This is a genomic window from Anaplasma marginale str. Florida (genome assembly GCF_000215485.1).
GTDB classification, from domain to species: Bacteria; Pseudomonadota; Alphaproteobacteria; order Rickettsiales; family Anaplasmataceae; genus Anaplasma; species Anaplasma marginale.
The window spans coordinates 1-7488 of sequence record NZ_AFMS01000054.1 but is presented as its reverse complement, the minus strand read 5'-3'; the positions used below and the strand labels follow the sequence as shown (position 1 = coordinate 7488).

Genomic DNA, 7488 nt, shown 5'->3' with positions numbered 1-7488 from the left:
ATGTGAATCCTTCCTAGCGAGTATCCCCACAGCCAGTCTGTTCTCCAGTAACCAACTAACTTTTAACTTACGGAATACTACCAACCGCGGGGTAGATGCTTGGTGGGTTGCGGCGGCTTCCCGCTGCTATGCGCAGCCGATTGCTTATAAGTGGTACTGCTGAACTTTCCCCCATCAGGTGTTGTCGTAGTTTGTGCCTAGTGCTTTGCTGGCAGTGCCTCCAATGAATGCCGTAAGGTTGCGTGCGATGTTGTAGTTTTACACCAGCCTTCAACCTACAGGTAAGTTGTGGTTGGAATCGTTGGGCAGTCAGTCCTACAGCCAGTCCCTGTATACGTCTTCCTTCCTGATTCTTGTAAGTGCGACTAGTGCAACCAGTGCCCAGAATATTATGCAAAGCCCAGGGGCAATGCGCCAGCCCGTTGTCTTAACTAGCCAGGTGCAGAGTGCAGGGGCAATCCCTCCACCAATTGCTGAGGAAACATTCCTCGCTATGCCAAACCCTGTGTACCTTACCTTGGTGGGGAACAATTCAGACATTGCAGCACTGGATGGCCCCAGCGCAGCTGCAAAAGGCACTACAAATATCAAGTACCCAAGCCCAATGTATAGCGCACTCCCCTGACTCAGCATCCAGAATACAGGCATGCTGACCAGCAGAAACGTCACCGCTGCGCCTCCAATAACTTTTTTCCTCCCAAGGACATCAGAAAGTGCACCGAAGGCAACCGTCAATACCCCTGCGAGCATAACGCTGACCATTTCTATCGCCTCACTTATTTGTGGGTTGATGACCACAGCGGGTGAAAAGTCCCTCACGTAACTGATGAAAAATACCATCAGAATGTGAAACGAGCAGTTCTCTATGCCATCTATGCAGATGGCCAATAACAGCGCCCTCTTGTAGTGCCGAAATAGGTGCCTGACAGGAGATTCGCCAGTGAGCACATCACCCCCCTCTTGCTTGGCTTGTGCTTCATACGCTGGGCTTTCACCAGTCTTTGCTCTGGTATAAATGCTGATGATGCCCACAACAAACCCGATCACGAAGGGTATGCGCCACCCCCACACCCCGAAGTTGTCCCCAGTAAAATGCCTGACCGCAATTTTTACCGCAAAAGCAAATACGGAGCCGAGTACTGCACTCAATACTTCAAAGCTCCCAAACAGCCCAGTGTTGCTCTTCTTGGAGTGCTCTATGAGGAACGTTGCGTTGCCTGCCCTCCCCCCCCCAAGGATATGCCCTGCACCAGCCTACATATTACAAGCAGCACCGGAGCAAGTATACCTACACTCTCGTAGGTGGGGATGACGGCCATGAACCCTACCGGTACAGATACACCAAATATGGAGAGGATGAGTGCTACTTTTCTGCCATATTTGTCCCCTATGTGGCCAAATACACTTGCACCGAAGGGGCGCATGCAAAACCCAACTGCAACCACGCAGAAGCTGCTCAACAGCAATGAGTACCTGTCTTCCTGCGGAAAGAACAGTTCACCAATGGTGCCAGCAAGGCTACCGAAAAGTATGAAGTCGTACCAAACCAGTGTATTGCACGCTATAGTGGACAGTACGGCGTTCGTCACCTTCCTGCTATCCATAAAACCTCCATTCACCCGGCCATTGCTAACCACGGGCACAACACGCAGCAACCTACCTAACGCTTCCGGCTACGCCCCATACCATAAAATGCGGAGTAATCCGCTGCGCCATGACCAAGCCGGCACTAGCAGCCTTCCCCCAACACGCTCCGAGCCATATTGCTCCCAGGGGTCGCCATTATATGCCAAATGTCAGGCCTTGTCACAGTAAATGCTGCAAATTTAATTGACGCACCGTTCTGTGATGGTAGAATGGGCCCTCTCGGGTTAAAAGGGGTCCTTGGTAAGGCATGTCCGTAAAGATAAGGTTAATGAGGCTCGGTGCGAAGAAGAAACCCTTCTATAGGGTCGTGGTTTCTGACTCCAGAGTTCAGAGGGACGGTAAGTTCATCGAGCATGTGGGTTTTTATGACCCCATGGTGCCGTGTGGTGAGCCCGGGTTCCTGAAGATTGACGCAGAGAGGCTCAGCTACTGGCTGGGTGTGGGCGCCCAACCGACGGACAGGGTGTCTTGGTTCATAAAAAAGGGGTTTGTTGAGGTACGTCCCGCTGGAGCCTAGTGGGGGCTCGCGCGCTGGTGGCCGGTGCCGCGTCGTGGCGGCGTTTGTGTCGGCTTGCTCCGGGGTTGTCAGCTCGTGCAGGGTGCTGTTCTGCGTTGCTTTGTGTCTTGTTGTTGAGAGCCTCGGTGTGGGGCACTTGCAATCGGCTCTTCTCACCTTCTGGTCTTGTATTCCGGTTTTGTTGTCTGCCTGCTTCTGGCGATGCCTAGGCTTCGTGGCGGTAGATCTTCGGTAATCACGCTGCCGGCGGCTATTGCGGCGTTGTCGCCCACTTTTATTGGGGAGACTATCGTGCTGTTTGCTCCCACAAAGCAGTTGTTTCCTATGTCTGAATGCTGCTTGTTTCGGCCATCGTAGTTACATATAACCGTCCCTGCTCCCACATTCGTGTTTTTGCCTATAGTGCTGTTGCCGAGGTAGCTCAGGTGTTTCACCTTGCTCATTTCTCCCAGGCTACTTTCTTTGATCTCCACGAAGTTGCCTACTACGCAGCCCCTATCTATAGTCGAATTGCCCCTAACCCTGGCAAATGGGCCGACAATGGCTCCTTTTTTGATGTGGCAAAACTCCAAATGTGAATAGGATAGTATCTCCGCGCCTGGCTCCACAGCAACCCCCGCGCCGAAAACCACATATGGATGCACTATCACATCTTGTGCTATCTGCGTATCTATTGAGAAAAAACTTGGTCAGGGGACGTTAAAGTCACGCCCGACTGCAAAAAGCTAGCTCTCTTCATGCACTGGAAGTATGACTCCGCTATTGCAAGATCCGCCCTTGTGTTGATGCCCATCGCCTTGCGCTCATCTGCAATTACATAGCCAACTTCCACATTCTTCTCCGCGGCAGATTGCACAATATCTGTTAGGTAAAGTTCTCCATCACGGCATGATAGCCCTCCCAGTAATCCAGAAATTACTTGCCTGTATCCCGCAATTGCCCCAGAAACTGCAAGGCCGTTTGTGTCACGCCCATGGCTGACTTCCAGTACATTCCCGGAGCTGCCCAACACAATTCTACCGTACTGGTTATTTTCAGATTTAAAGGCCACGAGAACAATTTTTGCCCCGCTTGAAAGCCTATCAAGGGCGTGGCACACTGTGGCCTTATCAAGCAGCGGTGTATCCCCGTATAGTATCAGCACAATCTCTTCTGAGGGGTTTTTGAGCGCCTGCAATGCTGAGGTGGCCGCGCCCCCTGTACCCGCAATTTCACCCTGCAGCACGGTGTTGAGGCGCAGGTTATGCTCCCCTGCCAGCGCGGCTACCGGGCCATTTACTGCAGCATTTGTCACTATGACGGCGCGCTTTGGGCGCAGTTCATCAGCAAGCTGCAGCACATGCTTTATGATTGGCGCATTCCCCAATTTGTGTAGAATCTTCGGCGTGGTGGAGCACATTCTGCTGCCACATCCTGCAGCAAGTATTACGATATCCATAACTCCTAGTTATACGTGGACTTGGGACTCCAGGATTCATCAATTTTGGAGCTTTTTCTAGGGATTTTTTTGGCGTGTGCACCATAGGCTGTGCAACAATGCGCCAAGAAGTGCTGGGCCGGAATCTGCCCGCATAGCCGGCAAATCCGCCCAAGTGGCACCGCGCGGCAGTTATGGCAGTTATGGCGGGGCCGCAGGGCTAGTATGTATTATCTCGCCGCTGAGTGTGTTGTTACAATCAACCAAAGTTGCAACGGCATCTAGAAAGTTTTTGAGGCACGGGGCGGCATTTACATCTTCGAGTGACTTTACATTGTCTATCTCGTGGTCTGGGATCTCAGGTGGGCATATGGCATTGATCTGCAGGTTTGGTGCAAACTCTGCGGCAGCCATTATTGTGAAATCTGCCAGTGCCTTCTTTGACAAAAGATATGCAAAATATCTTGTTTGTGTCCTTGTGATGTTTGTATCGATTACGTTTATGACCTTCCCTCCGGCCGCACACATGCGCGCGAAATGTTGCGTGAGGAATGCTGGGGCCTTTATGTGTATCTTATAATTCTCTTCGAGTTCCCCCTCACTAAGCTGCCCGAGGGTGCTCTTGCGAAAAACCGAGGCATTGTTGATTAGAGTATCACAGTAAGGGAGCTCCGCAAAAGCGTACGCAACCAGGCGGCCAAGCGTTGCAAAGTCACATAAGTCAGACCGGAAAAGCAGGCACCGCTTCCCATAATCTTCCTGGATGATCCGTTGCAGATCCAGTGCCTCGCTGTGCGACCTATTGTAGTGCACTATAACATCGTAACCGTGCTGGGCCGCAAGAAATATCGCAACAGCCCGCCCAACCCTACGTGCGGCCCCAGTGATGATCACGCCTCTTTTGTGCACTACATTCCAAAGATATCTACAGAGCCACCATGCGACAGCGGCGTGGGCCACCCATGCCGAGCGTCACGCAAAAGTTTGCAACCCGGCTGTATATCCGTCAACAAAAACCACGCGGCCGCACACTGGAGGTACTCCCGTTGGCTAAGTGCGGCCTAGTATGTCAGTAAACCAAAAACCGTAGTGGTTCAGCCATTCTAGCTTATTGCTGTAAAAGTTGCGAAGGTCCGTGATGCCATACTTCAGCATGGCCATCCGCTCAACACCCATGCCGAAAGCAAAGCCACGGTATTTTTCCGGATCTATGTTCACGTTTTCCAACACGGCTGGGTGTACCATGCCACACCCCAGCACTTCAACCCACTTTTGGTGCCTGTCTTTTACGTCTATCTCCGCGGACGGCTCAGTAAACGGGAAGAAACTAGCCCTCATCCTGGTTTCCACTTTGCGCGCAAAGAATCTACTGAGAAAGTAGTTGATGCAATATTTCAGATGGCCCATAGTCACGTGTTTGTCGACAAACAGCCCCTCTACCTGGTGAAATACTGGGCTGTGCGTGGCGTCCCAGTCATTTCTATACACCCTACCCGGAGATATAATTTTGATTGGAGGGTTGGGATTGCTCTCCATGGCACGTATCTGCATTGACGACGTATGGGTCCGCAACACTACCCGCCGGCCGTTGAGCCTTTTCGTCATGTAAAAGGTGTCATTCTCCGCGCGCGCAGGGTGATGTTCTGGCGTGTTTAATGCATCAAACACATGAAATTCGTCCTCTAGCTCCGGGCCGTGAACCACGGCAAAGCCCAGCTCACTCAATATGCTGCTGATCTCCCTAATCACCCCAGAAATTGGGTGTATCTTGCCACAAGTTCTGGGCCTTGCAGGCAGAGTTACGTCAATACGTTCGCTAGCCAACCGTGAGTGCAGCTGCTCCCTAGCGAGCTGTGATTCCCTATCCTGAATTGCCAGCTTCAACGCAGCACACGCGGCATTCGCCGCAGATCCAACCGCTTTGCGCTCGTTCATATCCTGTATGGTAGAGATCTGGCGCAGCAAAGCCGTCAGGGCCCCACCACGCCCGATATAGCGCCCCCTGACTTCATCTAACTCTTCTACAGAACTACAAGCAGCGACGCAGGCTTTCGCCTCCTCACTAAGATCACTTATCTTGCTGATTAACGGCACAAGCATACCCACAGGTACCCGCGACAGCGCTTACTACCTTCTCAAAGGCAGCCTTGTCATTCACGGCCATCTCCGCCAGCATCTTCCGGTTCAGCTCTATACCACACAAAGCCATACCCTTCATCAGCTGAGAGTATTTAATACCCCATTGCCTTGCCGCAGCGTTGATGCGCACAATCCACAGGCGCCTGAAGTCACGCTTACGATTGCGCCTATCCCGATACGCATACACCAAAGCCTTCTCCAGCCGCTGCAGCGCAGCTCTGTAGCAGTTTTTAGAGCGCCCTCTATAACCTTTGGCAAGTGCAACAACTTTCTTGTGCCTAGCCCTGGCGGTAACACCGCGTTTGACCCTAGCCATAAAATCCCCGTCCTACAACCAATTACCTAAAGACTATACGGCATGAAGGACGCGACAATACGTGCATCCGGCGCGCTCATCTGCGCGATGCCCCTACGGGTCCTAAGGCTTCTCTTGCTCCTCTTAGTCATGCCGTGGCGCTTGGTGGACTGGGCAGACATCACCCTCCCACTCGCTGTGACCTTAAACCTCTTCTTAGCGGAGGATTTGGTCTTCAACTTTGGCATAAAACTCCATGCCTGAACTCAATAACTCCCCAGACTACATCCTTGTCTGCGTGGTGTCAAGCGGATACCATCTCGGAATGTTTGCCTGCATTCGGAACGCATCGCAGAGATATACCTGCACAGTCGTACCTAACCGGGGTGGTTGCACTTTGGGCACACTCTCCCGTACCACATACCCGCACGCGCATCTGCGGGCGAAAATCTCCGGTGTGCTGCACGTTTGGAGTTGTATAACAAAGCGTGTATTTTGCGGTGCAGACCGCAACTCAAAATGTCCTAAGATGGCTGAAAGTCCTTGACATGGAGGGTGCGTGTGGTACCATGGTCGCGCCTGAATCGGACCGTGCTCGTATGTTGTAGGGTTAACCAATTCTTAGAGGTTGTGGTCTAGTGTTGGGGTCTGTGCGGTTTCGTTAGTTTGGAGATTCTTTGGATTATGTCGTCAAGCAATGAGGGTACTCCGTTGATGCCCAGGGCCGTTGCCGTGTGGTTGGTGGATAATACAGCCCTCACTTTTGAGCAGATCGCCGAATTTTGCGGGTTGCATCTGCTTGAGGTCAGGGGTATCGCTGATGGCGAGGTTGCCAAGGGCGTTGTGGGTTGTAACCCGGTTGCTATGGGGCAAGTTACCAAAGAGGAGATAGAAGCCTGCCAGAAGGACCCTACCAGGATCCCGAAATTGGTGGTTCATAGGGGAGTAACCACTGGTAAGCTGTCAAGGAGGAGAGGTGCCAGGTATACTCCTGTAGCCAGGCGTAGAGACAAACCCGATGCGGTTTGCTGGATATTAAAATACTGTGCTGAGATGCACGATTCGCAGATAGCCAAACTTATAGGGACCACGAAGGCGACGATTGCCGCGGTGCGGAATAAGGAGCACTGGAACTCAAGCAACATTAAGCCTAGAGACCCGGTTTTGCTGGGCTTGTGCACGCAGGCGGATCTTGATGAGGCTATTATGAAGGCTCAGATGGTGGCTGAGAGAGAGAGAAGAGTCAGGAATATGAACGAGGAGATTCAGGACCAAAAGGCGTAGGTGCTGTTTCCTCTTTTTGCGCGTTTTTAGCAGTACGGCCCCCTGCCCAGCAGGCTTCCGGGGGCGCTTGCTTATACCTTCATTGTACATGAATTTAAGGTCAATCTTGTGTTCAACAAGAATAAGAGAAGGTCCAGGTCTTATTCCTCCAAGCCGGCGACCGAAAGAAGTGCGGAGCATCGCACCCCC

The 7488-nt window shown here is 52.1% G+C and carries 8 protein-coding genes and 1 pseudogene; 2 read left to right on the top strand and 7 right to left on the bottom strand.

Annotated features, from left to right (window positions below; genetic code table 11):
- Nucleotides 1-315 precede the first annotated feature (315 nt).
- Nucleotides 316-1604, bottom strand: a pseudogene (locus tag GAC_RS01595) (MFS transporter).
- A gap of 290 nt (nt 1605-1894) precedes the next feature.
- Here GAC_RS01595 and rpsP point away from each other — a divergent pair.
- Nucleotides 1895-2164 (top strand): 30S ribosomal protein S16, encoded by a 270-nt coding sequence (gene rpsP, locus GAC_RS01590; protein WP_010266854.1) that lies wholly within the window; start codon nt 1895-1897, stop codon nt 2162-2164.
- Between the two features lie 152 nt (nt 2165-2316).
- On the opposite strand, the gene GAC_RS05900 is transcribed toward rpsP, so the two are convergent.
- The 6 genes from GAC_RS05900 to rpmI form a co-directional block, all read right to left on the bottom strand.
- Nucleotides 2317-2808, bottom strand: coding sequence for a DapH/DapD/GlmU-related protein (locus GAC_RS05900; RefSeq protein ID WP_241760108.1), 492 nt, complete (start codon nt 2806-2808; stop codon nt 2317-2319).
- Between the two features lie 26 nt (nt 2809-2834).
- On the bottom strand, nt 2835-3602 hold the full coding sequence (locus GAC_RS05895) for an NTP transferase domain-containing protein (protein ID WP_241760107.1): 768 nt from the start codon (nt 3600-3602) through the stop codon (nt 2835-2837).
- Between the two features lie 180 nt (nt 3603-3782).
- Nucleotides 3783-4490 (bottom strand): SDR family NAD(P)-dependent oxidoreductase, encoded by a 708-nt coding sequence (locus GAC_RS01580; RefSeq protein ID WP_010262423.1) that lies wholly within the window; start codon nt 4488-4490, stop codon nt 3783-3785.
- Nucleotides 4491-4631: 141 nt separating this feature from the next.
- A complete protein-coding gene (gene pheS, locus GAC_RS01575; RefSeq protein WP_010266860.1) occupies nt 4632-5681 on the bottom strand; it encodes a phenylalanine--tRNA ligase subunit alpha in 1050 nt (349 codons plus the stop codon).
- On the bottom strand, nt 5650-6036 hold the full coding sequence (gene rplT / locus GAC_RS01570) for a 50S ribosomal protein L20 (protein ID WP_010262430.1): 387 nt from the start codon (nt 6034-6036) through the stop codon (nt 5650-5652). Before rplT ends, pheS begins: the two co-directional genes overlap by 32 nt.
- A gap of 26 nt (nt 6037-6062) precedes the next feature.
- Complete coding sequence (rpmI, locus tag GAC_RS05385; RefSeq protein WP_010262434.1) at nt 6063-6263, bottom strand: 50S ribosomal protein L35; 201 nt, start codon at nt 6261-6263, stop codon at nt 6063-6065.
- A gap of 466 nt (nt 6264-6729) precedes the next feature.
- Between rpmI and GAC_RS01560 the strand changes: the two genes are divergently transcribed.
- Nucleotides 6730-7299: a cell cycle transcriptional regulator TrcR gene (locus GAC_RS01560; RefSeq protein WP_010266863.1), complete on the top strand. Its 570-nt coding sequence runs from the start codon at nt 6730-6732 to the stop codon at nt 7297-7299.
- Nucleotides 7300-7488: the final 189 nt, after the last annotated feature.